The sequence below is a fragment of the Sphingomonas sp. GW821-FHT04B01 genome, assembly GCF_059420425.1.
Map to the genome: position 1 here is coordinate 197,008 of NZ_JBWKTR010000006.1, position 26,009 is coordinate 223,016.

Consider the following 26,009-nt stretch of genomic DNA (forward strand, 5'->3'; position numbering starts at 1 on the left):
GCGTATCTCCTAGAATGTCTTCTTATCTAATCGCTATCGGAGTCCTTTGCCACCTCCAAAGCTTCCTCGAGCGCAAGGTCGACGGGATCGAGCAGGCCGGCGGCGCGCAGGTCGTCGATCCCCGGCAGGTCGCGACGGCTTTCGAGGCCGAAATGATCGAGAAAGCCCGGCGTCGTCGCATAGAGCAGCGGTCGGCCCGGCAGCTCGCGCCGCCCCGCCGGGCGCACCCACCCGGCCTCCATCAGCACGTCCAGCGTCCCCTTGGCGGTGGCGACGCCGCGGATCGCCTCGATCTCGGCGCGGGTGACGGGTTCGTGATAGGCGATGATCGCCAGCGTCTCGATGCCGGCGCGGCTAAGACGGCGCACCTCCTCGCGATCGCGACGGAGCAGATGCGCAAGATCGGGCGCGGTCTCGAAATGCCAGCGCTCGCCGCGGCGGACCAGAGCGATGCCGCGGCCGGCATAATCGCGTTCGAGCCGGGCGAGCACCGCGCGCACATCGACGTTGCCGACATAGGCGCGGATCGAATCGACGCCGAGCGGCTCGGCCGCGGCGAACAGCAGCGCCTCCACCGCGCGCATCGCGTCGTCGGGGGGCGTCATTGCAGCGCCCTGAGATACAGCGGCGCGAACGGCGCCGACTGGCGCAATTCCACCCTGCCCTGTTTGGCGAGTTCGAGTGCGGCGAGGAAGGACGAGGCGAGCGCCGACTTGCGCAACCGCCCCGATCCGTCGGGCAGGAAGCTCTCCAGCGTCGTCCAGTCGAGGTGCACGCCGATCAGACGCGACACGCGCTCCAGCGCCGCTTCCAGTGTCATCACCTCGCGATCGGCGACGACGTGCATCACCGGGCGGGTGCGTGCGCTGACCCGGCCATAGGCCGCGATGAGGTCGTAGATCTCCGCCTGCCAGCGGGCATGGCGGATCGTCCGCAGCCCCTCCGGCGCGCGCCGCAGGAAGACGTCGCGGCCCAGCCGGTCGCGCGCCATCAGCCGCGCACCCGCCTCGCGCACCGCGGCGAGCCGTTCGAGCCGCAATTGCAGGCGCAGCGCGAGTTCCTCGGGGTCGGGCTCCTGCTCCGGGTCGCGCGGCAGCAGCAGCGCCGACTTCAGATAGGCGAGCCACGCCGCCATCACGAGATAATCGGCAGCGACCTCCAGTTGCAGCGTCTGGCGTTGCTGGATGTAGCGCAGATATTGCTCGACGAGCGCGAGGATCGACAGTTTGCGCAGGTCGACCTTCTGCGCGCGCGCCAGCGTCAGCAGCAGGTCGAGCGGCCCCTCCCACCCTTCCAGATCGAGCGTGAGCTGTTCGGGTTCGGCCATCAGACCAAAGCGAGAAACGCGTCGCGTTGCGCGATCAGCGCGTCGAAATCGCCCGTCGGTGCGCCGACGCTCGCCATCGCGCGGTCGAGGCGTGCGCGCGCGGCATCGCCGATCGGACCGAGCCTGCCGGCGATCTCGACCATCTCGTCTATCCGCGCCCAGCAATCGAGGACGAGGTCGCAGCCCGCGGCGATCGCGCCTGCGGCCTTCTCGCCCGCGGTGCCGGACAGCGCCTTCATGTCGATGTCGTCGGTCATCAGCAGCCCGTCGAAACCGATCGCGCCGCGGATCACCTGTTTGATCACGATCGGGGAGAGGGTCGCGGGGCGCTCGCGATCCCAGGCCTCGAAGACGATGTGCGAGGTCATCCCCATCGGCGCCTGCGCCAGCGTGCGGAAGGGTTCGAGATCGACTTCCAGCGCCGCGGCGTCGGCGGTGACGGTGGGGAGGAGATGATGGCTGTCGACCTGCGCGCGGCCGTGGCCGGGCATATGCTTGACGACGCCGACGACGCCGCCGGCCGCCAGCCCCTCCAGCATCGCGCGGCCGAGCGCGGCAACCTGCATCGGCTCGGCACCATAGGTGCGGCAGCTGATCGCCTCGGTGGTGTCGGGCTGCGCGACGTCGATGATCGGGGCGCAATCGACGGTGATGCCGACCTCGGCGAGCATCAGGCCGAGGGCTTGGCCGTTGGCGCGCATCGCCTGGATCGCCGACATCGGCGCGGTCTCGTAGAGTGCGGCGAAGGCCGGGCCGGCGGGAAAGGCGGGCCATTCGGGCGGCCCCATGCGGGCAACGCGGCCGCCCTCCTGGTCGATCAGGATCGGCAGGTCGGCGCGGCCGGAGAGGTCGCGGAGCGCGTCGGTGAGCGCGCGGACCTGTTCCCGATCGCGGATGTTGCGCTTGAAGAGGATGTAGCCGGCGGGGTCAGCCTCGGCGAAGAAGGCACGTTCGTCGGGGGTGAGGGCGAGGCCGGCGATGCCGAAGATGACGGGCTTCATGCGGCACGGTTAGCGCGGGTGCGCGCAAGATGCGAGGGTTGGCCACCTAAGTCCTCCCCGGCGGCGCAAGACCGTTGTCGAAGGGGGCCGTGATGAGGTTCCTTCGGTTCGCCCGACAGATTCGTCACCCCGGACTTGTTCCGGGGTCCACCGGGCCGCAGGGGTATCGCTTCCGCCCCGAGCCGTTCCCCTCGCCGCGGAGTGGACCCCGGAACCAGTCCGGGGTGACGGCGTGGATGGGCGAAGAGTGCTCCCCCCCCTCAGCTCGCGACGAAGCAGCTTTCGCCGGCGACGCGCAGGCGGCCGCAGATGTCGGCGGCCTGATTGGCGCTGCCGGCGTTGACGCGCAGGCGGTAGAGCGTGCGGCCGCCGGTGGCGACCGATTGTACCGACTTGCCGAGCGGCGCCAAATAGCTGAATCGCTTGGAGAAACCGTCCCATGCGCTGTTCGCCAGCGCCTCGCTGGGATAGGCGCCGAGCTGGACCAGCGAGCCGCTGGCGCCGGTCGCGGCGGGTTTGCGCTGGACGCTGACCGGCTGCGCGGCGACGAGCTTGCCGCTCGATGCCGGCACCTGCGCGACGGCGTTGCTGCCGCCGGGGCCGGCGGCCTTTGCGGCCGGCGCGACGCGATGACCGTCGATCGGCTTTTCCGGCACCGCGTTGAGATCGATCGAGCCATTGCCCGCCTTGCCCGCGCTGGTCGCGATCGCGGCATCGCCCTCGCCCTTGACCTTGAGGCCGCCGGGCTCGTCGGGCTTGACCTTATAGTCGCCGTCCTGCGCAGCGATGAGTTGTCCATCGGCGGTCGCGCGGGTCTGCAGCTTGTAGATGCCGAAGATGATCAGCGCGAGCACAGCGAGGCCGACGACGACCAGCGCGATCGTCTTGCCGATCGGCGCGCCCTGTTCCTCATCGGGCTCGACGGTTTCGAGCCACGGCAGGCGGTCCTCGTCGCGCAGATCCAGTCCGTCCCCCATCACTTCATCTCCGAAACCGCGACCACACCCATGATGCTCAGCCCGTTACGGATAATCTGTGCGACCGCCGTCGCCAAGAACAGACGCGCCGCGGTGGCATCATGATCGTCGACCACCAGGAAGCGGCGGTCGGGCCGGTCGTTGCCGACATTCCACAGAGCGTGAAAGGCGGCAGCTAAGTCATACAGATAGAACGCAATTCTATGCGGTTCACGCGCCGTCGCAGCGGTCTCGACGATGCGCGGGAATTGCGCGGCGAGCTTCACCAGCGCCAGCTCTTCCGTATCAAGCCGGGACAGATCGGCGGCGCGGGCCGCGATCCCCGCTTCCTCGGCGCGGCGGTGCAGCGAGGCGACGCGGGCGTGGGCGTATTGGACGTAGAAGACCGGATTGTCCTTCGACGCCTCGACCACCTTGGCGAAGTCGAAATCCATCTGCGCGTCGGAGCGGCGGGTCAGCATCGTGAAGCGGACGACGTCCTTGCCGACCTCGCGCACCACGTCGGCGAGCGTGACGAAATTGCCGGCGCGCTTCGACATCTTGACCGGCTCGCCGCCGCGCAGCAGCCGAACCATCTGGACGAGCTTGACGTCGAAGCGCGTCTTGCCGCCGGTCAGCGCGGCGACCGCGGCCTGGATGCGCTTGACGGTGCCGGCATGGTCGGCGCCCCAGATGTCGATGAGCTGGTCGGCCGACTGGCTCTTTTGGAAGTGGTAGGCGAGGTCGGCGCCGAAATAGGTCCATTGGCCATTCGACTTTTTGATCGGCCGGTCCTGATCGTCGCCGAACTGCGTCGAGCGGAACAGCGGCAGCTCGACCGGCTCCCAATCCTCGGGCGTTTCGCCCTTCGGGGCTTCGAGCACGCCGTCGTAGACGAGGCCACGCGACCGCAGCTCCGCCTCGGCCGCCTCGGGCTTGCCCGCGGCCTGCAACTCGGCTTCCGACGAAAACAGGTCGTGATGGATGCCGAGCAGCGCCAGATCCGCGCGGATCATCACCAGCATCGCCGCGACCGCACGGGTGCGGAACAGCGCCAGCCATTCGCCTTCCGGCGCGCCGACGTAGCGGTCACCGAATTCCGCGGCGAGGTCCTTGCCGACGGGGACGAGATAATCGCCCGGGTACAAGCCCTCGGGGATCGCGATCGTCTCGCCGAGCGCCTCGCGGTAGCGCAGGTGCGCCGAGCGGGCGAGCACGTCGACCTGACCACCCGCATCGTTGACGTAATATTCGCGGATGACCTTGTGGCCGGCGAATTCGAGCAAGGCGGCGAGCGCATCGCCGACCACCGCGCCGCGGCAATGGCCCATATGCATCGGACCGGTCGGATTGGCGGAAACGTATTCGACGTTGACGCTGATCCCCTGCCCCTGCGTCGAACGGCCGTAATCGGCGCCGGCCGCCTGGATCTGCGCGAGTTCGTCGCGCCATGCGGCGTCGGTAAGGCGCAGGTTGATGAAGCCGGGGCCGGCGACGCTCGCCTCGGCGACCTCGTCCAGCTTCGCCAGTTCGGCGGCGAGCGCCTCGCCGAGCGCGCGCGGGTTGAGCTTGGCCGGCTTGGCGAGAACCATCGCGGCATTGGTGGCGAGGTCGCCGTGACTGGCGTCGCGCGGCGGCTCGACCGTCACGTTCTTGCGATCGAGATCGGCCGGCAACGTGCCGGCGGCGACGAGGGTATCGAGAGCCGCGGCGACATGCGCGGCGAAGCGGGTGTAAAGCGTCATGAGCGTCCGTTCGGCGAAAGTCCCCTGCTCTAGCTCACAAGCGGGGTGGGTTCAAATAGCTGCACTGCACCATGGCGTGTTGGACGACATGGACAAGATGGACACCTTAATGGAAACGATCTGGGGTGATCGTTTCCGTTTCTGCTCTGATCGATCAGCGCGCCACGTTCGATGACGGGTCTAGCAGAGGAGGTGTCTGTAGGACAGCAGGCCCCTCACACCCGAAGCAGTCCCTCGATCGCCGCCGTCTTCGCGCTCGCCGGGAAGAGCGCGGCCATCGCGCGGGGCGGCTCGACCGCGAAATGGTCGGCGACCGCGCCGCCGATGAAGGCGTCGAGCGGCGTCGTCGGCTTGAGGTCGCGTGCCTCGTAGAGGCTGGCGGAGGCAAGGCCGGGCCAGTCGGCGAGGACGCGGCCGCCGCGGACCGCGCCGCCGAACAGCATCGCCGCGGTGCCGGTGCCGTGGTCGGTGCCGCCGGTGCCGTTGATCGCGACGGTGCGGCCGAACTCGGTGGCGACGAGCACCAACGTATCATCCCATACCGGGCCTAGCCCCGTCTGAAGCGCGCCGAGCATCGCGTCGAGCCCCTTGAGCTGCGTCGCGAGGCGGCCGCGCTGGCCGGCGTGGGTGTCCCAGCCGCCGGTCTCGATCGTCGCGATCCGCGCGCCGTTCGCCGGCGCGAGCAGCCGCGCCGCCAGCGCACCGGTCGCGGCGGCGTTGCGGCCGTTGTCGCGGGTGAGGTCGCCGGTCAGCTGGCGCGTCTCCATCGCCTCGTTCCACAGGCCGTGCAGTTGCGCATCGCCTTGATAAAGCTGCGTTACCCGAGCGAGCAGGTCGTCCGAGGCGTCGGGCAGCGACGAGGGCGCGTAGCTCGCCACCTCGCGGCGGCCGCGCAACGCCATCGGCACGGTGGCGGCGATCGCGATAGCCTTGGCGTCGTCGGTGGGGACGACGCCGAGCAGGCGGTTCATCCAGCCGTCCTTGAGCTGATAGGCGCCCGTGCCGCCGGTCTCTAGCACGTTCTGGCCGTCGAAATGCGAGCGGTCGCGATAGGGCGAGGCGATCGCATGCGCGAACAGCGCCTGTCCCTTGCCGTAGATCGCGGCGGCGTTGGCCATCGCCGGGTGGAGCGCGAACATCGCATCGAGCTTGGTCCCGGCGGTGAGATCGGCGGCGAGGTCGCCGCGCGCGCCGACGAAGGCGGGATCGCCGGTCGCGCCGATCGTGCCGAGCCCGTCGGCGGCGCCACGCTGGATGATGAAGACGAAGCGCTTGGCGGTCGCCGCCCTGGCGAAGGCCATGCGCGGCGCGAAGCTGCCGAGCAGGCCGAGGCCGCCGGCGGCGAGGAAGGAGCGACGATCCATGATCTTACCTCCGCATCATTTCGGGGGAGACGAGCAGCAGCGCGAGCGCCTGCCCGGGGCTTTCGGCGCGGGCGAGCGCCTGCGTGGTGGCGGGCGAGACCGCGTCGGGGAACAGCCGCGGCGCGAGTGCGCGCGCGTCGATCGTCGCGCCCGAGCGGGCGGCGAAGCGCTCCGCCGCCTCGACGCGGCGCATCACCGCATCGGGACCGGCCCAGCTCGGCGCGGTGTCGTCGTAACCGATGGGCTGGCCGGGCTTCCACAGCGGCTGGCCCAATTGGTTGAGCAGGCCCTGCACCGCCTGCGGCTTGACGTCGGCGAGGCCGAGCGCGCGATAGGTGGAGACGGTCCATTCCCACGGCGTCTTGAACTTGGCCGGCGCCGGCCGCCACGCCTCGGGCGAGGCGATCAACGCGCGATAGACGGTGGGCAGGTCGCCGTTCGAGCGGCGGAACGCCGTCTCCAGCCGCGCGACCATCGCCGGCGGCGGCGCGTCGTCGGCGAAATGGCGGGCGAGCTTGGTGGCGACATGACGCGCGGTTGCGGGGTGGACGGCGAAATCGGCGAGCGCGGCGCGCGCCTGATCCTCCTCGCCCGGCGGATAGGTCTTGCCGAGGATCGTGCGCGCGCCGGGCTGATGGATGTCGGGGACGAAGGCGAAGCTGCCCGGCGGCCGGTCGGCGACGAAACGCGCGGCCGGGCCGCCGCCGATCACACCGACCGTCCAGCCGGTCATCGCGCGGGCGAATTCGGTGACGTCCGTCTGGGTATAGCCGGTGCGGACGCCGAGCGTGTGCAGCTCCATGATCTCGCGCGCCAGATTCTCGTTGAGCCCAATCCGGCGCTGGCCGCGCGCGGCGGCTTTGGCGCCGACCGGACTGTCTGGGCCGACCGACACCGCCTGATCGAGATACAGCAGCATCGCCGGATGGCGTTCGACCGCGAACAGCATGTCGGCGAAGCGGCCCATCACATGCGGGCGGATCGCCTCCATCTCCAGCGTGCCCGACAGGCCGGTGAGTTCGAGCTTGTCGGCGGAGACGGCGAAGTGATTCGACCAGAACCAGACGAGCCGCTCGGCGAAGGGGGTCGGCGTGGCGATCGCGACCGCGGTGCGCGCGCCGACGAGGTCGACGTAATCCTGCTGCGCGGCGCGCTGGGCGGTGTCGCGTGCCTGTTGCTTGGCGTCGCGTTGCGGGGCGGGTGGCGCGGCGGGCGGCACGATCGGCGGCGGGGGCGGCGCGAGGGCCGGAGTCGGCGCCGGCATCTGGCGGATCTGGCGTTGCACCGCCTGATAGGCGGCAAGGTCGGCAGCGACCTTGGCGCTGGTCGGCGCGGCGGCGATCGGGGCCGGGTTCGCTTGGTAGGCGGCGAGCTGCGCCGTCAGCCAGTTGCGCGGATCGGCCGGCGGCGACTCGTCCGCACGAGCCCCTAAACCGAACCTGTTCAATGCGATGGCAGCTTCCGACATCCGACGCTCCTCGCTCCCGGACGCGCAGGATAGGTCCGAAATGTCGCAGAACTATGCCGGCTGCATCGGCGCGATTGCACGCATGACAATCGGTTCGATATGGATTTGCATTCGGCAATGATGCTGCATCGCAATATAAAAACGGCGACACAGGCGGGAGGGGACCTGATCGGGCTCGATGCACTTTGCGGGAGGCGATCATGCGCAAGACTGTTGCTATTCTGGCCGTCACGGCGGCCGCCCTCATCCCGACCGGCGCGATGGCGCGCGACGGCGAACGGACGTTCCAGCATGAGGGATCGACTTACGTCTATACGACGACCGACGCGTCGGCGGACCGCCACGTCATCCGCGGCCGCCGCTTTCCGGGCGGCGACAGCTTCCGCTTCGTCGTGCACGGCAGCCGCGTGACCGGCGCCGCCAACGGCGTGCCGGTGTCGTTCCGCACCGCCGATGCGCGCGGCGCGGTGAACCCGACGCGGCTGGCGTCGCGGTGAGGTCTTGTCGGGGTTGCCCTGCCGGCAACCCCGGATCGCTGCACAACCTTCGCGAAGGTTCGTTGCGCCAAGCAACCCGCGCAGTGTTCCTGCGAACGCAGGAACCCAGGGCCAAGCAGAGCAACGGCTGACGGCGTTCGGAACCCTGGACTCCTGCGTCCGCAGGAGCACTGGTGGAGCGTTACAGAGGTGTCGACTTGTTCCGGGAGGGACTGCATTTCCGTGACCCGGTGGGCCACGGGATGTTGTGAGCGCGCGATCTTCAGCCCCCATCCCGTTCGGCGCGCCCTTCCCTAAAACCCCTCGGGCAGCTCGATGGCGCCGACCAGTTCGCGATAGCGGGCGATGGCATAGCGGTCGGTCATGCCGGCGATGAAATCGGCGATGTGGCGGCTGCGGCCGGGTTCGTCGTGCGGCACGTCCTCGGCCCATTCGGCGGTCATCGCGGCGGGGTCGGCGCGATAGGCCGCGAACAGGCCGGTGACGATGCCGTGCGCGGTGTCGGCCGCTTCGAGCTGGCGCGGATGGTGGTAGAGATTGGCGTACATGAAGCGCTTGAGGTCGCGCTCCTCCTCGCGCATCGCCGGCGAGAAGCCGCAGAGCGCCTCCCCCGCCGCGCGCACGTCGTCGGCGCAGGTCACGCCCGACGCGGCGATGCGACGGCGCGTCTCCTCGATCAGGTCGTTGACCATCGTGCCGATCTGGCTGCGCACCAATTCGCTCGCCAGCCGCTTGGGCGCGACGTCGGGGAAGCGCGCGCAGGCCCCCTGCCAGCCGCGCGCGACGATCGGCACCGCGAGCAACTGGTCGAGCGTCAGCAGCCCGGCACGCAGGCCGTCGTCGATATCGTGGTTGTCATAGGCGATGTCGTCGGCGATCGCCGCGACCTGCGCTTCGAGGCTGGCATGGCTGGTCAGATCGAGCGGGAATTGCGCATCCGCCTCGCGCAGCGCCCAGCCGGGGTGGCGGACCGGGCCGTTGTGCTTGGCGAGCCCCTCCAGCGTCTCCCAGGTCAGGTTGAGCCCGTTCCAGCGCGGATAGGGCCGCTCGATCAGCGTCAGCGCGCGCAACGTATGGCCGTTGTGATCGAAGCCGCCGGCATCGGCGAGCGCGATCTTGAGCGCATCCTCGCCGGCGTGGCCGAACGGCGGATGGCCGATGTCGTGCGCGAGGCACAGCGCCTCGGTAAGATCCTCGTTGAGGCCGAGCACGCGCGCGATGGTGCGGCCGATCTGCGCGACTTCGAGGCTGTGGGTCAGGCGGACGCGGAAATGGTCGCCATCGGGCGCCATGAACACCTGTGTCTTGTGGCGCAGGCGGCGGAAGCTGATCGAATGAATGATACGGTCGCGGTCGCGCTGGAAATCGTCGCGCGGGCCGCGCGTGGTCCCGGTCTGTTCCTCGTAACGGCGACCTTTGCTGCGTGCCGGGTCGGATGCCCAGGGCGCGCGTGCGCTCACTTGCTTTTGCCGGCCGACAGCCTGGTGACCGCCTGGCCGGCGTCGCTGGTGAAGGTGAAGGTCGACACGCCTTCCTTCTTGAGCTGGTTGACGAAGCTGCGCGCCTCGGCGTCGGTCTTGAACGGGCCGACGAGCACGCGGTTGGTGGCGCGCAGCGGCGTCGACCACGCGCTGCGGCTGCCGAACACCGTCGGCGCCTTCGCCTTTACCGCGGCATAGGCCTTGGGCAGATCGTTCTCGTTCGCGCCGCCGGCGACCTGCACCCAGATCCGTTCCGGATTGGCGCGGGCGAGGCGCTTTTCCTCGGCGGCGGCCTTCTTCTCTTCGGCGGCCTCCTTGGCGTCGGCGAGCTTCTTCGCATCGGCGAGCTTCTTGGCGGCGAGCGCCTTCTTGTCGGTTGCGGCCTTGCGGTCGGCGGCGCGCTTCTCGGCGGCGGCCTGAATCGCCAGCGCCTTCTCGGCCGCGGCGTCGCGCGCTTCCTTGGCCTTCGCCTCGGCGATGACTCGCGCGGCGGTGTCGGCGGGCGGAATCGCGGCGAGCGGCGCGGGTTTGACCGGCTCGGCCACGCCCAGTTCGGACGCCGGGATCGACAGGCCGGCGACGATGCGTGCGAGCACGCTGTCCGCCTCGGCGCGCGACGGCGGCGCGCTGTAACTGGCCGGCGGGGTGGCGGTCGCGGTGACCGCGGGCTGGCTCGGCGTCACCGTGGCGGGCGGATTGACCGGCGACGGCGCGACGGCGGTGAAGCCGGGCGTCGGCGCAGCGGTGGCGGGCGCCGCCGCGACGGGTTGCGCCGGTGCGGCGGTGAAGCCGGGTGCGGGCGCCGGGGTCGCGGCAGGCCGCGTCGATCCCGTCGCGCCGAACGTGGGCGTTGGCGTTGGCGCCGGCGTTGGCGTCGGGACGCTCGTGGCGGGTAACGACGGGCGCGGCTGCACGGATGCGAGTTGTACGGGCGCGGCTTGCGTCACCGTCGGGGTAGTCGTCCGGACCGGCGGCACTGCGGATGCGGTCACCGGGGCGGGTGTCGGCGCCGGGGTTGGTGTCGGCGTGGGCACCGACGTCGGCGTGCTGGCCAGCGTCACCGGCGCGCCCTGCGGCTGCGACGGCAGCGGCTGGACGCGGGCGAGCGCCGCGGTCGCCTGCTGATAGGTCGGCGCGGGCGTCGGCGTCCGGGTGGCGGTGGACGGCTGTGCCGCCACGGTTCGCGTGGTCGACGCGAGCGCGACGCCATCGCGATTGCCGCGCCGGCGGCGGTCCTTCTTGCCGGGCTGTTCGACGGGCTGCACTGCGGCGAGCGCGACGGGTGCCGGCTCGGGCGCGAGTTGCGGCAGGATCGGCGCGAGGCGCGAATCGGCGAGCCGTTCCGGCGTGGTGTGGACCTCGCCGAAATGCACCGCGAACGCCCGGTCGGCGGCGGGCAGCGCCGGCAACCGGCGGAAGAACGGAATCAGGCCCTGCGCCATGCCGGGCGGCAGCATGGTGGTCGCGATCTTCTCGGCGCCGGCCTGATCGCCCCCCATCGCGAGGATGAAGGCACGGATGCGCCAGGCGCTGCGATCGGTCTTGCGAAGCAGCGGGTCGAGCTGTTCGAGCGCCTGTTCGCGCTTGCCCGAGATGCCGAGCGACAGCGCGTAGCGGCGGACGATCTCGTCGTCGGGATCGGTCTTGAGCGCGAGGCGATAGTCGCGCTGGGCGCGCTCCTGCTGGCCGATCAGGTCATAGGCGAGCCCGCGATCGCCGGCGAAGCGACGCACGTCGGCGCCGGCGGCCTCGGCCTGCGAAAAATAGCGCAATGCCTCGCCGGGGCGCTCGGAGCGGACCAGAATGGCGCCCTCGCCCGCCTTGATGCGCGGATCGCCCGCCGACACCTTCTCGGCACGCGCGTAGAGCGAGGCGGCACCGCTGAGATCGCCGAGCGACAGCGACAGGTCGGCGGCGGCGATCAGCGCGTTGAGATCGCGCGGATTGGACGCGAGCGCGCGCATCTGTTCGGCGAGCCGGTCGGCGTCGGTGGTGCCGGGCAGCGCCTGCACCACCTCCTGCGCGAACAAAGCGGCAGGCGCGGTCGCCAACAGGAGCGCGGCGGGCGCCAGAAAGGGGGATAACGAAAATCGCATGAGATCGCGGCGACTAGAGCCGAGCGCTCCTGAACCGGCAATGTCCGATGACGCGACGCGCGGCGAACGGAGGCTGAACGGCGACGAACATCGGTGGGGGAAGCTCGGATGGGAGAAAACTATATTCCTCCCCCGCCAGGGGGAGGTGGCAGTGCGAAGCACTGACGGAGGGGGAGGATACGGCGAGCCGCGTCGTATGCGGGCACGACCCCTCCACCACCCGGCTGCGCCGGGCGGTCCCCCTCCCCCGCTCCGCGAGGGAGGAATTTAGCGTTACTGGTTGTTCTGGCGGTGGAGGAAGCGCGGGATGTCGATCGGGTCCTTGCCGTCTTCGGGCGCCTCGTCGCGCGCCGGGCCGCGCGCGGCGTTGGACATGCGCTCGAACAACGTGCCACCGAGCTTGACGCGCGGCTGCGGTGCGGCGTCGGGCGCGGCGGCCTCGCTGCCCGGTGCGATCCACGGGCGGCGACCGGCCGCGGCATCCGGCGCCGGCGTGCGCGCCGGTGCGGCATAGGATTCCTCGCCATATGCGCGTGGCTGCGGCTGCGGCTGCGGCTGCGGCGCGGCGGGAACGATCGTCTCGGCGCCGAGCACCAGTTCGTCGTCGCTCGCGGCGGCGCGCGCGTCCGGCTTCACCGCATCGGTGGGCTGGAGATCGAGCGGTGCGGCCGGCGCGGCGGGTGCAGGCGCTGCGGCCGGCGCAGGCGTGGGCTCGGACGTCGTCGCGCCGGTCGGGCGGAACGAGGTGCTGTCGTCGGTCTTGCGGCCCATGCCGAAGCTGAACGACTTGGCGGCCTCGGGCGCAGGTGCGGCGGCGCCGGGCTTGGCGTCCGAATCGATGCCGGTGGCGACCACCGACACGCGGATGCGGCCTTCCAGCTCGGGATTGAACGCCGAGCCCCAGATGATGTTGGCATCGGGATCGACCAGATCGCGGATATGATTCGCGGCCTCGTCGACTTCGAGCAGGCGCATGTCGTCGCCGCCGGTGATCGAGATGATGACGCCCTTGGCGCCCTGCATGCTGACGCCGTCGAGCAGCGGGTTGGCGATCGCCTTCTGCGCCGCCTCGAGCGCGCGATTGTCGCCCGACGCTTCGCCGGTGCCCATCATCGCCTTGCCCATCTCCTGCATCACCGAACGGACGTCGGCGAAGTCGAGGTTGATGAGGCCGGGCATGACCATCAGGTCGGTGATGCCGCGGACGCCCTGCTGCAGGACCTCGTCCGCCATCTCGAACGCTTCCTTGAACGTCGTATTGGCGTTGGCGATCAGGAACAGATTCTGGTTGGGGATGACGATCAGCGTATCGACATACTTTTGCAGCTCCTCGATGCCGCCGTCGGCGCTCTTGGCGCGACGGTTGCCCTCGAAGCTGAACGGCTTGGTCACCACGCCGACGGTGAGGATCCCCATGTCGCGCGCCGCCTTGGCGATCACCGGCGCGGCCCCCGTGCCGGTGCCGCCGCCCATGCCGGCAGCGATGAAGCACATGTGCGCGCCCTCGAGCCGCTTGGCGAGATCGTCGATCGTCTCTTCCGCCGCGGCGCGGCCGATCTCGGGACGCGAACCGGCGCCGAGGCCCTGGGTGATCTTGGCACCGAGCTGGATGCGATGCGGCGCGATCGACGACTTGAGCGCCTGCGCATCGGTATTGGCGACGAGGAAGTCGACGCCCTGCACGTCGGCGCGCATCATGTTGGCGATGGCGTTGCCGCCGGCGCCACCGACACCGATCACGGCGATACGGGGGGTCAGTTCGTCGACCTCGGGAGTGATGAATTCGATGCTCATGACGTAACTTTCTCCGCCCCATCCGGGTAAACGCGCCGGGACACTGATTTAACCTTTTGCCTCAACGACTCATGCGGTGCCACAGAAAACGCGCAACCGTCGTCATCGGCCCTCAATAATTCGCGCGCGCGGCCTGGATCAGCTTGCGCATCATGCCCATGCCACGCTGCCGATGAACCGTGGTTTGCTGCGGCGCCACCCCGCGCAGGTCGATCGGATCGGCTGCGGCGTAGAAAGCGAGGCCCGCCAGCGTCGCGAACGCCGGCCCGCCATGCGCCTCCGGCAGAGCGGTCAGGCCGCGCGGCCGGCCGATGCGCACCGAGCGGCCGAGCGCCTGCTGCGCGTAATCGGCGATGCCCTTCAATTCCGCGCCGCCGCCGGTGAGCACCACCTGCCGCCCGACCGGACCTTCGAACTTCAGCTGGGCGAGCGACTTGCGGATCTCGTCCATCTGATGCTCGAGCCGCTGGCGGACGATGCCGATGAGCTGCGCCTTGGTGATCTGCATCCCGCCATGGACGTCGTCCTCGGCGGCGATCGGCATCACCGGGATCATCTCGTGATTGTCGCGCGGGGAGGCATTGGCCGAGCCGTGGAAGCATTTCATCCGCTCCGCCTGCGCGCGGCGGGTGCCGAAGGCGCTGGCGATATCGTCGGTAATATCCTGCCCGCCCATCGGGATCGAGCACAGGCCGACGAGCATGCCGCCCGCGAACAGCGAGACGTTGGTGATCCCCGCCCCCAGCTCGACCAGCGCGACACCCAGTTCGCGCTCCTCGTCGGACAGGCAGGCGAGCCCGGTCGCGACCGGCGCGGCGATGATCGACTTGACCTCGAGGTGCGCCGAGCGGACGCACAGATCGAGGTTGCGCACCGGCGAGCCATCGGCGGCGACGACGTGGATGTGCACGCCGAGCCGGTCGGCATGCAGCCCGAGCGGCTTCTTGACGCCGGTCAGCCCGTCGAGCGTGTAGAGCGCGGGCTGGGCGTGGAGCACCATCCGCCCCTGCGGGTCGATCGAATTGCGCCCGGCGGCGAGCAGGGCGTCGATATCCTGCTGTTCGACGCGGTGGCCGCCGAGCTCGAATTCGACCTCGGCGACGTCGCTGACCAGCCCGCCGGCGGAGAAGCCGACCCAGACGTTCTCGATGTTGATGCCGGCGATCCGCTCCGCCTGTTCGACCGCCTCGCGCACCGCCGCCTCGGTCGCGGCCATGTCGGCGATATAGCCGCGCTTGACGCCGCGGCTCTCGCGCTGGCCGGTGCCGAGCACGATCAGCTCGCCGCCGTCGCCCTTCTGCGCGATCATCGCCGAGACCTTCGACGACCCGATATCGAGCGCCGTGATCAATCCTTCCGGTGCAACCTTCGCCATCAGCCCTCAGCCCCCGCTCGCATGTTGGTCGTATCGGTCGACGGTGTCGCCACCTCGCTCGGGTCCGGCACGTTGTGCGCCATGCTCGCCCCCGGCTTTCGCGCCACCAATTTGCTCGGATCGCGCATGTCGAAACGGATCCAGCCGCGCCCGAGCAGCGGCCGTGCGCCATCGAGTTCGGCGAATTTCAGCAGCGCTGCCGGCGCACCGTCCTCGGGCAGCGCCAGCGTCTCACCGCTGTCGAAGGTCAGGTCCCAGCGGCGGTTGCCGATCCAGGTCGCCGCCTTGACGCGCGGTTTCAGCGCAGGCGCGGCGGCGAGCAACGCCTGATAGCCCGCCTCCTGACGGTCGGCGCCGGGGCCGATGACCAAAGGCAGATCGGGGATCGCATCGGGCCGGACGGGTTCGAGCAGCACGCCGTCCTTGTCGATCAGGGTGAGCTGGCCATTGTCCTGCCACACCGCCGCCGGGCTGCGCTCGACGATATCGACCAGCAGCGTGTCGGGCAGCCGGCGCGAGACGTGCGCGTCGGCGATCCAGCCGTAGCGGAGCAGCTTCTGGCGCACCGCCTCCAAATCGACGAGCGGCATCGCGCGGCTCTGCTGGTCGAGCGCGACCGCATAGACGCTCATCCGGTCCATCCGCTTGAGCCCGGTCACCTCGATCTGCTCGACGCGGAAGCCCGCCTGCCCCGCGCCTTCGGCGATGGCGGCGCCGATCATGCCGGGGATGCCGATCCACGTCACCGCGGCGAGCGCCAGCGCGATGCCGCCGCCGGTGATCGTCCAGGTCGCCGCCTTGCGGATCGTCTCCTCGCTGACCGGCACCGCGGAGACCGCGCGCTCGAACAGCGACACCTTGCGCACCGGCTGCCGGCGCCGCCCGGTCGGCCGCTTGGGCGGCGGCCCGCGCTTGATCGTCCGGCTCATCCCCGGTGATCCTTCGCGGGCCGGCCGTTGAACGCCGGGTCGCGCAGCGCCTCGTCGACGATCGCCTGGACCAGCTCGGCATAGCTCATGCCGATATGGCGCGCCTGTTCGGGAACGAGGCTCAAGGGCGTCATGCCGGGCTGGGTGTTGACCTCGAGCAGGAACAGGCCGTCGACGCCGCGCTCGTCGTCCCAGCGGAAGTCGGAGCGCGATGCGCCCTTGCAGCCGAGCAGGCGATGCGCCTCGAGCGCGAGGCTCTTGCAGGCGTCGGCGATCTGGTCGGGGATGTCCGCCGGGCAGACGTGTTCGGTGAGCCCGTCGGTATATTTGGCGTCGAAGTCGTACCAGCCGTTCTTGGGCTTCAGCTCGGTGACGCCGAGCGCGCGCTCACCGAGCACCGCGGTGGTCAGCTCGCGGCCGCGGACATAGGGCTCGGCGAGCAGTTCCTCGAACCTCTGCCACGGTCCCTCGACGTCGCGGCCGATCGGATTGCCATAATTGCCGTCGTCGGTGACGATCGCGACGCCGACCGACGAGCCCTCGTTGATCGGCTTGAGCACATAGGGGCGCTGGAGCGGGTCGCGCTCGTGGATCTCGGCGGATTTGACGATGCGGCCGCCGGGCATCGGCACGCCGGCGGGGACGAGCACCTGTTTGGTCAGCACCTTGTCGATCGCTATGACCGAGGTGGCGAGGCCCGAATGCGTATAGGGGATGCCCATCAGGTCGAGCATGCCCTGCACGCTGCCATCCTCGCCCGGCGAGCCGTGCAGCGCGTTGAAGACGAGATCGGGCCTGGCCTCCGCGAGGCGCGCGGCGACGTCGTGATCCATGTCGATCCGGGTGACGCGATGACCGAGCGATTCGAGCGCGTCGGCGCAGCCGTTGCCGGATTGCAGCGACACGGGGCGTTCGGCGGACCAGCCGCCCATGAGAACCGCGATGTGCATCACTTCGCCACCCGCGATGACCATTTGCATGGGGCAATGCCCTTCCCCGCACGCACCGTCACCCCGGACTCGTTCCGGGGTCCACTCCGCGGCGAGGAGCGGGGCTTGAGGCGAGACCATTCGCTTGTGGCCCGGTGGACCCCGGAACGAGTCCGGGGTGACGAACCTTTCGAGGGAACCGACCGAGCCCCATGAACCAACGCCATCACTTCGCCACCCCGACCCGCTGGATTTCCCATTCCAATGTCACGCCAGACTGCGCCTTCACCTTGTCGCGTACCTCTTCGCCCAGCGCCTCGATCTCCGCCGAGGTGGCCGACCCGAGGTTGAGCAGGAAATTACAATGTTTCTCCGACACCTGCGCATCGCCTCGGGTCAGGCCGCGGCAGCCGGCGGCGTCGATCAGCGCCCATGCCTTGTGGCCGGCGGGATTCTTGAAGGTCGAGCCGCCGGTCTTCGAACGCAGCGGCTGCGACGCCTCGCGCTCGGCGGCGATCCGGTCCATCTCCGCGCCGATCGCGGCGGGCTCGGCGGCATGGCCGCGGAAGGTCGCGGCGATCACCACCGCGCCCGCGGGCAGCGCGCTGTGGCGATAGGTATAGCCGAGGTCCGCGACGGCGAGCGTCCGGCGCTCGCCCGAGCGCAGCACGACGTCGCAATCGACCAGCACGTCCTTGACCTCGCGGCCATAGGCGCCGCCGTTCATCCGCACGAAACCGCCGACCGTGCCGGGAATCGAGCGGAGGAATTCGACGCCGCCGATCCCCGCATCGCGCGCGGTCGAGGAGACGAGGATGCCGCTCGCCCCGCCGCCGCAGCGCAAGGTCGTCGCATCGATCCGCTCGACCTGCGCGAACGCCTTGCCGAGACGCACGACCACGCCGGGTACACCGCCGTCGCGGACGATCATGTTCGAGCCGAGGCCGAGCGCCATCACCGGCACCGCCAGGTCGAGATCGCGGAGGAAATCCGCGAGATCGTCGGCGTCCTTGGGCTCGAACAGCCATTGCGCGGTGCCGCCCGACTTGAACCAGACGAGCGGCGCCAGCGGCGCGCCCTGGGTCAGGCGCCCGCGCACGGCCGGCAGATCGATGCCCCCCGCAGTCACCAAGGGCCGACACCCCATAGTCGCGTCCACGCCTGGATTGCGGCGAGATTGGCCTCGGCGGCCTTGCGCGTCGCCTCCTGCGCCTGGACCATCGCCTCGCCGGCACCGACGGCATGGCCGCCCGCCTCGAGCGACTTGCGCTGCGCATCGAGCATCTGCTTCTGCAGCTTCAGTCCCGCATCGAACCAGTCGTTCATCGCCGTTCTCCGATCGCCGTGGCCAGCCCCGCCGCCCATTTGGTGATGTCGCCCGCGCCGAGGCAGACGATCATGTCGTCCGGCTGGATCGTCGCCACCAGTTCGTCCGCCAGCGCATCGGCATCGACGATCGTCGTCGCCGAGCGATGGCCGCGACGCTTGAGTCCGTCGACCAGCGCCTGCGCGTCGACGCCCTCGACCGGCGCCTCGCCCGCGGCGTAGACCGGGGTGACGAGCACGCGATCGGCGTCGTTGAACGCGGTCTGGAAATCCTCCATCAGATTGCCGAGCCGCGAATAGCGGTGCGGCTGGACGACCGCGATCACCCGGCCGCGCGCGCCCTCACGTGCGGCGGCGAGCACGGCACGGATCTCGACCGGATGATGGCCGTAATCGTCGATGATCGTGACGAAGCCGCCGTCGACCGCGACCTCGCCGACCTTGGTGAAGCGCCGCTTGACGCCGCCGAAGGCGGAGAACCCCTGCTGGATCGTCGCATCGGGGATGCCGAGTTCGAGCGCGACGCCGATCGCGGCGAGCGCGTTCTGGACGTTGTGGCGACCGGGCATCGGCAGCTCGATCCCCTCGATCGAGCGGGTGGTGCCGTCGCGCTCGCGCACGACACAGTCGAAGCGGTTGCCACCCGGCACCGGCGTGACGTCGACGCCGCGGATATCCGCCTGCGCCGAGAAGCCATAGGTGACGACGCGGCGGTCGCGGACGCGCGGCAGCACGTTCTGCACCTCGGGATGATCGAGGCAGAGCAGCGCCGCGCCGTAGAAGGGCACGTTTTCGACGAACTCGACGAAGGCGTCCTTGACCGCGTCGAACGAGCCGTAATGGTCGAGATGCTCGGGATCGATGTTGGTGACCACCGCGATCGTGCCGTCGAGGCGCAGGAAGCTGCCGTCGCTCTCGTCCGCCTCGACCACCATCCAGTCGCTCGCGCCGAGACGCGCGTTCGAGCCGTAGCTGTTGATGATGCCGCCGTTGATGACGGTCGGGTCGATCCCGCCCGCGTCGAGCAGCGCGGCGACCATCGAGGTCGTCGTCGTCTTGCCGTGCGTGCCGGCGACCGCGACGGTCGATTTGAGGCGCATCAGCTCGGCGAGCATCTCGGCGCGCCGGACGACGGGGATGCGCCGTTCCAGCGCCGCCTCGACCTCCGGATTGGTGCGGGTGATCGCGGTCGAGGTGACCACCACCGCCGCGTCGGCGACGTTGGCGGCGGCATGGCCGATCGTCACCGCGATGCCCTTGTCGCGCAGCCCCTGCACGACATAGCCCTCGGCGACGTCGGAGCCCTGCACGGTATAGCCGAGGTTCTTCATCACCTCGGCGATGCCCGACATGCCGATGCCGCCGATGCCGACGAAATGGATCGGGCCGATATCGGTCGCGACGCCACGGATCATGCGAACGCCTCCTTGTGCGGGGCGGCCTTGCCGACCGGCAGGCGCGAGACGGGGGAATCGAGGCTTTCGACCAGATCGGCGAGGTCGCGCACCGCATGCGGGCGGCCGACGCTCTGGGCGCGGGTCGCGGCATTTTCGAGCGCGACCGGATCGAGGCCGAGCTTCTGCATCTGCTTGGCCAGCTCCACCGCGGTGAATTCGGGCTGCGGGATGGTGCGCGCACCGCCGGCCCTGGTGATCTCGCGGGCATTGGCGGTCTGATGGTCGTCGGTCGCGCCGGGCAGCGGCACGAGGATCGCCGGGCGGCCCGCCGCGGTGAGCTCGGCGATCGTCGAGGCGCCGGCGCGGGCGATGACCAGATGCGCCCAGGCGAGCTGTTCGGGCATGTCGGGCAGATAGGTGGCAAGTTCGGCCGGGATCTGATGTTCGGCATATTGCGCGCGCACCGCGTCGATATCCTCGATCCGCGCCTGATGCGTCACCTGCAGCCGGCGGCGGAAGGTGATCGGCAGCATGGCAAGCCCGTCGGGCACCACCTGGCTGAGGATGCTCGCGCCCTGGCTGCCGCCGGTGACGAGGACGCGGAAGATGCCGTCCTCCTCGAGCAACGGATAGGGCCGCGTACGCAGCGCCAATACCGCGTCGCGCACCGGATTGCCGACGAGATGGACCTTGCCCTCATGCTTCACCGCCAGCCGCTCGGTCGTCGCATAGGAGGTGGCGATCGCATCGACGCGACCGGCGACGAGCCGGTTGACGCGGCCGAGCACCGCATTCTGTTCGTGCACCGCGGTCGGGATCTTGTCGGCGAAGGCGGCGAGCAGCGCCGGCATCGCCGGATAGCCGCCGAAGCCGATCACCGCGGCGGGCTTGAACGTGCGGTACAATTCGCGCGCCATCGCCCGGCCGCGCAGCATCTCGCGCACCGCCGAGGGCCAGCCCTGCGGGCGTTTCGCCTGGAAGCGGCCGGCGGGCAGGACGTGCGTCTGGATGCCGTCGAAGAGGCCGGGAAAGCGGACGCCGCGCTGGTCGCTGATGAGGGCGACGCGATGGCCGCGCCGGGTCAGTTCCTCGGCCAGCGCCGCGGCGGGGACCATATGCCCCCCCGTACCACCGGCGGCGAGGACGTAATGCTTGCTCAATTCGATCCCCATCTCACCACATACGGGCTGCGCGTCAGGAACGGGTTGCGCCGCGTGAACGCGAGCAGCAGCCCCATGCCGATCGACAGCGCGATCATCGACGAACCGCCATAGCTGATGAACGGCAGCGTCATCCCCTTCGACGGTGCGAGGCCGGTGTTGACCGCCATCGACACCAGAGCCTGTGCGCCGAATTGCACCGCAAGCCCCGAAGCGGCAAGCAATTTGAACTCGTCCTGCTCGTCGAGCAGCTTGACGAAGACGCGCACGACGATCGCGAGGAAGACGATCGCGATGATCGCGCAGGCGATCAGGCCGAATTCCTCGCCGATCACCGAATAGATATAATCGGTGTGCGCCTCGGGCAGGCCGAACTTGACCGTGCCGCCGCCGGGACCGGTGCCGGTCCAGCCGCCGCTGGTGATCGTGGCGTGTGCGGCGTTGGTCTGGAAATGGTCGCTCGCCCCCTCGCCCTCGACGCTCGGGAACAGGAAGGCGTCGATGCGATTGCGCGCGGTGCCGTAGAACATGTACGCCGCGACCAGCCCGACCGGCACCATCGCGATGATCCCGCCGAGGATGCGCATCGGCGTACCGGCGATCATCAGCAGCGCCATCCAGACGGTGCAAAAGATCACCGTCTGCCCGAAATCGGGCTGGAGCATCAGCAGCACCGCGATCAGCCCAGTCATCGCGCCGGTGATGAGCACGGTCGGCAGCTCGGGGTCCTTGGCCTTGAGCGACAGCAGCCACGCCACCGTCACGATGAACAAAGGTTTCAGGAATTCGGACGGCTGGAATTGCGCGAAGCCATAGCCGATCCAGCGCCGCGCGCCGTTGATGCTGTTGCCGACGAACGGGGTCAGCGCGAGACAGACGACGAGCACCGCCGCGCCGCCGAGCGCCAGCCGCCGCGCGAGCGGCACCGGCAGCATCGACACGCCGAACAGCACCGGCAGCGAGATGCCGACCCAGATGAGCTGCCGCCAGAAATAATAGAGCGGCGTGAATTTGTGATGCTCGCCCGAATAGCGCACCGCCGTCGCCGGACTCGCCGCCGCGACCGCGATCAGGCCGATCGCGATCAGGAACAGCGTCAGCAGCAGCAGCATCCGGTCGATGTCCCAGAACCAGGTGCCGAGCGGCGAGCGATCGCCGCGCCCGCCGCGCCGCTTGACCTTGGCGATCAGCGTGTCGCGGTCGGCGTCGGTCATACCGGCACTGGTCATGCGAGGGCCTCCACCGCCGCGCGGAACGCGGCACCGCGCTCCTCGTAATCGCGGAACTGATCGAAGCTAGCACAGGCCGGCGACAAGAGCACGGTGTCTCCGGGCCGTGCCACGACGGCGGCCTGCGCGACCGCCGTGGCGAGGTCGCCGCTTTGCGTCACCGACGGGATGCGGTCCGCGAGCAGGTCAGCGAACAAGGGGCCGGCCTCACCGATGGTATAGGCGGCGGCGACGCGATCGAAATAGGGCGCGCAGGCGTCGAGGTCGTCACCCTTGCGCTTGCCGCCGACGATCCAGTGGATGCGGCCGAACGCGCCGAGCGCGGGGGCGGCGCTTTCCGGATTGGTCGCCTTGCTGTCGTCGACGAAGGTGACGCCGTCGCGGACCGCCACCGTCTCCATCCGGTGCGGCAGGCCGGTGAAGCTGGCGAGGCCGCGATCGATATCCGCTTCCGACACGCCGAGCGTCTTGACCGCGGCGATCGCGGCGAGCGCGTTCTGGGCGTTGTGCGGGCCTTGCAGCGCCGGCCAGCGCGACTGGTCCATACAGACGCCCGGCGCGATCTTGGTCAGATGCTCGCCCCGCGCCGACAGGCCGCGCGCGATCTGCGCCGAAGGGGCGTCGCCGATGCCGACGATCGCGTCATGCTGCGGCGACTGCATCGCGAACAGCCGCGCCTTGGAGGCGGCATAGGCCTCGAAGCCGTCGTAACGGTCGAGATGATCGGGGGTGATGTTGAGCAGCACCGCGACGTCGCAATCGAGGCTCTGCGTCAGGTCGAGCTGGTAGCTCGACAGTTCGAGCACATAGACGCCGCCTGCCGGCAGCGGCTGCTGTTCGAGGATCGGCAGGCCGATGTTGCCGCCCATCAGCGTCGGCACGCCCGCGGTCTTGAGGATATGGTGGATCAGCGCGGTGGTGGTCGATTTGCCGTTGGTGCCGGTGATGCCGACGACGCGATGGGGCGGCAGCTCGCCGCGCGCCTGTGCGAACAATTCGATGTCGCCGATCACCGGCACCTGCGCGGCGCGGGCATGATCGACCAATGGATGCGCATTCAGCGGCACCCCCGGCGACACGATCAGCCCCGCCGCGCCGTCGAGCGCCAGCTGCAACGGATCGTGGACGATGACGCCGTCGATCCGCGTCACCCGTTCGCGCGCCGCGGCGTTCATGTCCCAGGCGACGACATAGCCGCCGCTGGCGGCGAGCGCCTGCACCGTCGCGAGGCCCGAGCGGGCGAGGCCGAGCACCGCATAGCGTTTCCCGGCAAAGGCCTTGGCGGTAATCACCGCAGCTTCAACGTCGACAGGCCGGCGAGCGCCAGCACGAGGCTGATGATCCAGAAGCGGATGACGACGGTCGGTTCGCTCCAGCCAAGCTGTTCGAAATGATGGTGAATCGGGGCCATGCGGAAGACGCGCTTGCCGGTGCGCTTGTAGAAGAACACCTGGATGATCACCGACATCGCCTCGACGACGAACAGGCCGCCGACGATGCCGAGCACGATCTCGTGATGCGCGACCACGGCGATCGTGCCGAGCGCGCCGCCGAGTGCGAGGCTGCCGGTATCGCCCATGAACACCGCCGCGGGGGGCGCGTTGAACCACAGGAAGGCGAGCCCTGCGCCGATCACCGCGCCGCAGAAGATCGCCAGTTCGCCCGCCCCCGGCACGTGCGGGATGCCGAGATAGGTGGCGAACTTCACGTTGCCGGCGAGATAGACGATCAGCATGAAGGCGACGCTGGCGATGATGACCGGCATCGTCGCCAGCCCGTCGAGCCCGTCGGTGAGGTTCACCGCATTGCCGAAGGCGACGATGGTGAAGGCGGCGAAGAGCGGAAAGGCATAGCCGAGGTCGAGATACAGCCGGTCGGTGAACGGCAAATAGAGGTGCGGGCCGTTCTGCCCCATGATGATCCACGAGGCGATGCCGGCGATGGCGAATTCGAGCAGGAGGCGCGTGCGGCCCGAGACGCCCGCGGTGCTCGCCTTACGGACCTTGTCGTAATCGTCCATGAACCCGATCGCGCCGAAGCCGAGCGTCACGAACAGGCACGACCAGACATAGGGATTGCTGAGGTCCATCCAGATCAGGATGGCGAGGCTCATCGCGGTGAGGATCATCAGCCCGCCCATCGTCGGCGTCCCGCGCTTGGCGAGGTGGGTCTGCGGCCCGTCAGCGCGGATCGGCTGCCCCTTGCCCTGGCGGACGCGCAGCCAGCCAATGAAGCGCGGCCCGATGATGAGACCGATGAAGAGCGCCGTCGCGACCGCCGCACCGGTCCGGAAAGACTGGTAGCGGATGAGGTTCAGCAATCCGGTGAAGCCCAGATGCTCGGCGATCCAATATAGCATTACCTTCCGCCCCCCAGGCCCGCGACCACGCGCGACAACCCGACACCGTTAGACCCTTTGACGAGCACCGCATCCCCGGCGCGGGCCAGGGCCTTCACCCGGCCGAGCGCGGCGGCGGCGTCGGCCACATGCATGACTTGGGTGCGTCCCTCAAGGGCCTTGGCGAGCGGCGCCATCGCTTCGCCGACCAGCACGGCCGCTTCGACCCGCGCGGCGAGCACCGGTCCGGCGAGATCGGCGTGATAGGCGTCGGAGGCGTCGCCGAGTTCGCGCATCTCGCCGAGCACGGCGAGGTGGCGGCCCGGCTCTTCGGCGAGCACCGCGAGCGTCGCGCGCATCGAGGCGGGATTGGCGTTGTAGCTTTCGTCGATCACCAGCACGTCGCCCGGCGCGACGAAGCGCGCGCCACGACCGGCAAGGCCGCCCATCTCGGCAAGCGCGAGGCCGGCGCGGGCGACATCGGCACCGGCGGCATCGACCGCGGCGAGCACCGCAAGCGCGTTCGACACCCAGTGCATCCCCGGCTGCGACAAAGTGAACGACAGTTCGCGTTCGCCGATCTTGGCGGTGACGAACGAGCCGCCGGTCGGCAGGCGCATCGCCTCGATCGCGCGGACGTCGGCGCCCTTGGTCAGGCCGAACGTGACGGTGCGCGCGGCATAAGGCGCCGCCGCGGCCATCAGGCGGTCGCGATGCGGGCTGTCATAGGGGACGATCGCGACGCCGCCGGGTTCGAGCCCGCGGAAGATCTCGCCCTTGGCATCGGCGATCGCGCTTTCATCGGGAAAGAAGGCGGTGTGCGCCGGTGCGATCGCGGTGACGATCGCGATATGCGGCCGCACCAATTTGGTCAGTTCGGCGAGCTCGCCGGCATGGTTCATGCCCATCTCGAACACGCCGATCCTCGTGTCGCGCGGCATGCGGGCGAGGCTCAGGGGCACGCCGGTATGATTGTTGTAGCTCTTCACGGAGCGGTGGACCGCGCCGGGCAGCGACCGGTCGAGCGCGGCGAACAGCGCCTCCTTGGCGCTGGTCTTGCCGACCGAGCCGGTGACGCCGATCACCGTTCCCGCCATGCGCGCGCGGGCGGCACGGCCGAGGTCGTTGAGCGCGGCGAAGGTGTCGGCGACGCGGACGTGCGGATGATCGGTCGCGTCCGAGACGATCGCGCCCGCCGCGCCCTGAACGAACGCCTGCGGCAGGAAGCGGTGGCCGTCGGTGCTCTCGCCGGTCAGCGCGACGAACAGGTCGCCGGGGCCGACCTCGCGGCTGTCGAAGGCGACGCCGGTGGCGGCGAAATCGGTCGAGGCGGTGCCTGCGGTGGCGGCGGCGATTTCCGCTGCGGTCCAGAGGGGCGCCGTCATGGCTGCACTGCCCCGTCACCCCGGACTTGTTCCGGGGTCCACTCTGCGGCGAGGAGAACGGTTGTTTGTCCGAGTGCTGTCCGCGCGGACGGGTGGACCCCGGAACAGGTCAAGACCTCTGCAAGAAGCCCTTCTGTGCTCCTGCGAAAGCAGGAGCCCAGGGTCGCTAACGCCATAAGACGTTGTTTTGCTTGGCTCTGGGCTCCTGCTTT

At 69.7% G+C, this 26,009-nt stretch carries 22 protein-coding genes; 1 reads left to right on the forward strand and 21 read right to left on the reverse strand.

Going from position 1 to position 26,009, the window contains the following annotated elements; genetic code table 11:
• Positions 1 to 26 precede the first annotated feature (26 nt).
• From scpB to AC07UH_RS15185, 7 genes are all read right to left on the reverse strand, one after another.
• A complete protein-coding gene (scpB, locus tag AC07UH_RS15155; RefSeq protein ID WP_495180902.1) occupies positions 27 to 605 on the reverse strand; it encodes an SMC-Scp complex subunit ScpB in 579 nt (192 codons plus the stop codon).
• Positions 602 to 1,327, reverse strand: coding sequence for a segregation and condensation protein A (locus tag AC07UH_RS15160; protein WP_495180903.1), 726 nt, complete (start codon positions 1,325 to 1,327; stop codon positions 602 to 604). The genes scpB and AC07UH_RS15160 overlap by 4 nt, the downstream gene beginning before the upstream one ends.
• On the reverse strand, positions 1,327 to 2,328 hold the full coding sequence (locus tag AC07UH_RS15165; protein WP_495180904.1) for a glycoside hydrolase family 3 N-terminal domain-containing protein: 1,002 nt from the start codon (positions 2,326 to 2,328) through the stop codon (positions 1,327 to 1,329). Before AC07UH_RS15165 ends, AC07UH_RS15160 begins: the two co-directional genes overlap by 1 nt.
• Before the next feature lie 260 nt (positions 2,329 to 2,588).
• Entirely contained in the window at positions 2,589 to 3,305 is a 717-nt protein-coding gene (locus AC07UH_RS15170) for an SPOR domain-containing protein (RefSeq protein ID WP_495180905.1), read from the reverse strand.
• On the reverse strand, positions 3,305 to 5,029 hold the full coding sequence (argS, locus tag AC07UH_RS15175; RefSeq protein ID WP_137899867.1) for an arginine--tRNA ligase: 1,725 nt from the start codon (positions 5,027 to 5,029) through the stop codon (positions 3,305 to 3,307). The genes AC07UH_RS15170 and argS overlap by 1 nt, the downstream gene beginning before the upstream one ends.
• A 215-nt stretch (positions 5,030 to 5,244) precedes the next feature.
• On the reverse strand, positions 5,245 to 6,393 hold the full coding sequence (locus tag AC07UH_RS15180) for a DUF1501 domain-containing protein (protein ID WP_495180906.1): 1,149 nt from the start codon (positions 6,391 to 6,393) through the stop codon (positions 5,245 to 5,247).
• A gap of 4 nt (positions 6,394 to 6,397) precedes the next feature.
• Positions 6,398 to 7,861 (reverse strand): DUF1800 domain-containing protein, encoded by a 1,464-nt coding sequence (locus tag AC07UH_RS15185; protein ID WP_495180907.1) that lies wholly within the window; start codon positions 7,859 to 7,861, stop codon positions 6,398 to 6,400.
• A gap of 200 nt (positions 7,862 to 8,061) precedes the next feature.
• Between AC07UH_RS15185 and AC07UH_RS15190 the strand changes: the two genes are divergently transcribed.
• Positions 8,062 to 8,358 carry a hypothetical protein gene (locus AC07UH_RS15190; RefSeq protein ID WP_495180908.1) on the forward strand — a complete coding sequence of 99 codons (297 nt, stop codon included), beginning with the start codon at positions 8,062 to 8,064 and terminating at the stop codon, positions 8,356 to 8,358.
• 293 nt (positions 8,359 to 8,651) lie between these two features.
• Here AC07UH_RS15190 and AC07UH_RS15195 read toward each other — a convergent pair whose 3' ends face one another.
• The 14 genes from AC07UH_RS15195 to AC07UH_RS15260 all read right to left on the reverse strand — a co-directional run bounded on the left by AC07UH_RS15195 (position 8,652) and on the right by AC07UH_RS15260 (position 25,797).
• The gene (locus AC07UH_RS15195; protein WP_495180909.1) at positions 8,652 to 9,818 is read right to left on the reverse strand and encodes a deoxyguanosinetriphosphate triphosphohydrolase; all 1,167 of its coding nucleotides are present in this window, start codon (positions 9,816 to 9,818) and stop codon (positions 8,652 to 8,654) included.
• The gene (locus tag AC07UH_RS15200; protein ID WP_495180910.1) at positions 9,815 to 11,890 is read right to left on the reverse strand and encodes a tetratricopeptide repeat protein; all 2,076 of its coding nucleotides are present in this window, start codon (positions 11,888 to 11,890) and stop codon (positions 9,815 to 9,817) included. Before AC07UH_RS15200 ends, AC07UH_RS15195 begins: the two co-directional genes overlap by 4 nt.
• 318 nt (positions 11,891 to 12,208) lie before the next feature.
• Complete coding sequence (gene ftsZ, locus AC07UH_RS15205) at positions 12,209 to 13,729, reverse strand: cell division protein FtsZ (protein WP_495180911.1); 1,521 nt, start codon at positions 13,727 to 13,729, stop codon at positions 12,209 to 12,211.
• Positions 13,730 to 13,841: 112 nt separating this feature from the next.
• A complete protein-coding gene (ftsA, locus tag AC07UH_RS15210; protein ID WP_038662151.1) occupies positions 13,842 to 15,104 on the reverse strand; it encodes a cell division protein FtsA in 1,263 nt (420 codons plus the stop codon).
• A complete protein-coding gene (locus AC07UH_RS15215) occupies positions 15,104 to 16,033 on the reverse strand; it encodes a cell division protein FtsQ/DivIB (RefSeq protein ID WP_137899177.1) in 930 nt (309 codons plus the stop codon). Before AC07UH_RS15215 ends, ftsA begins: the two co-directional genes overlap by 1 nt.
• A complete protein-coding gene (locus AC07UH_RS15220; protein WP_495180940.1) occupies positions 16,030 to 16,983 on the reverse strand; it encodes a D-alanine--D-alanine ligase in 954 nt (317 codons plus the stop codon). Before AC07UH_RS15220 ends, AC07UH_RS15215 begins: the two co-directional genes overlap by 4 nt.
• Before the next feature lie 205 nt (positions 16,984 to 17,188).
• Positions 17,189 to 18,094: a UDP-N-acetylmuramate dehydrogenase gene (gene murB, locus AC07UH_RS15225; protein ID WP_495189873.1), complete on the reverse strand. Its 906-nt coding sequence runs from the start codon at positions 18,092 to 18,094 to the stop codon at positions 17,189 to 17,191.
• Positions 18,088 to 18,288: a hypothetical protein gene (locus AC07UH_RS15230; protein ID WP_038662156.1), complete on the reverse strand. Its 201-nt coding sequence runs from the start codon at positions 18,286 to 18,288 to the stop codon at positions 18,088 to 18,090. Before AC07UH_RS15230 ends, murB begins: the two co-directional genes overlap by 7 nt.
• Positions 18,285 to 19,700 (reverse strand): UDP-N-acetylmuramate--L-alanine ligase, encoded by a 1,416-nt coding sequence (gene murC / locus AC07UH_RS15235; protein WP_495180941.1) that lies wholly within the window; start codon positions 19,698 to 19,700, stop codon positions 18,285 to 18,287. The genes AC07UH_RS15230 and murC overlap by 4 nt, the downstream gene beginning before the upstream one ends.
• Positions 19,700 to 20,857 (reverse strand): undecaprenyldiphospho-muramoylpentapeptide beta-N-acetylglucosaminyltransferase, encoded by a 1,158-nt coding sequence (murG, locus tag AC07UH_RS15240; RefSeq protein WP_495180913.1) that lies wholly within the window; start codon positions 20,855 to 20,857, stop codon positions 19,700 to 19,702. Before murG ends, murC begins: the two co-directional genes overlap by 1 nt.
• Positions 20,842 to 22,074, reverse strand: coding sequence for an FtsW/RodA/SpoVE family cell cycle protein (locus tag AC07UH_RS15245; protein ID WP_245640690.1), 1,233 nt, complete (start codon positions 22,072 to 22,074; stop codon positions 20,842 to 20,844). The genes murG and AC07UH_RS15245 overlap by 16 nt, the downstream gene beginning before the upstream one ends.
• Positions 22,071 to 23,366: a UDP-N-acetylmuramoyl-L-alanine--D-glutamate ligase gene (gene murD / locus AC07UH_RS15250; RefSeq protein ID WP_495180914.1), complete on the reverse strand. Its 1,296-nt coding sequence runs from the start codon at positions 23,364 to 23,366 to the stop codon at positions 22,071 to 22,073. The genes AC07UH_RS15245 and murD overlap by 4 nt, the downstream gene beginning before the upstream one ends.
• Positions 23,363 to 24,433: a phospho-N-acetylmuramoyl-pentapeptide-transferase gene (gene mraY / locus AC07UH_RS15255; protein WP_038662171.1), complete on the reverse strand. Its 1,071-nt coding sequence runs from the start codon at positions 24,431 to 24,433 to the stop codon at positions 23,363 to 23,365. The genes murD and mraY overlap by 4 nt, the downstream gene beginning before the upstream one ends.
• Positions 24,433 to 25,797 carry a UDP-N-acetylmuramoyl-tripeptide--D-alanyl-D-alanine ligase gene (locus AC07UH_RS15260; protein WP_495180915.1) on the reverse strand — a complete coding sequence of 455 codons (1,365 nt, stop codon included), beginning with the start codon at positions 25,795 to 25,797 and terminating at the stop codon, positions 24,433 to 24,435. The genes mraY and AC07UH_RS15260 overlap by 1 nt, the downstream gene beginning before the upstream one ends.
• Between the last annotated feature and the right edge of the window lie 212 nt (positions 25,798 to 26,009).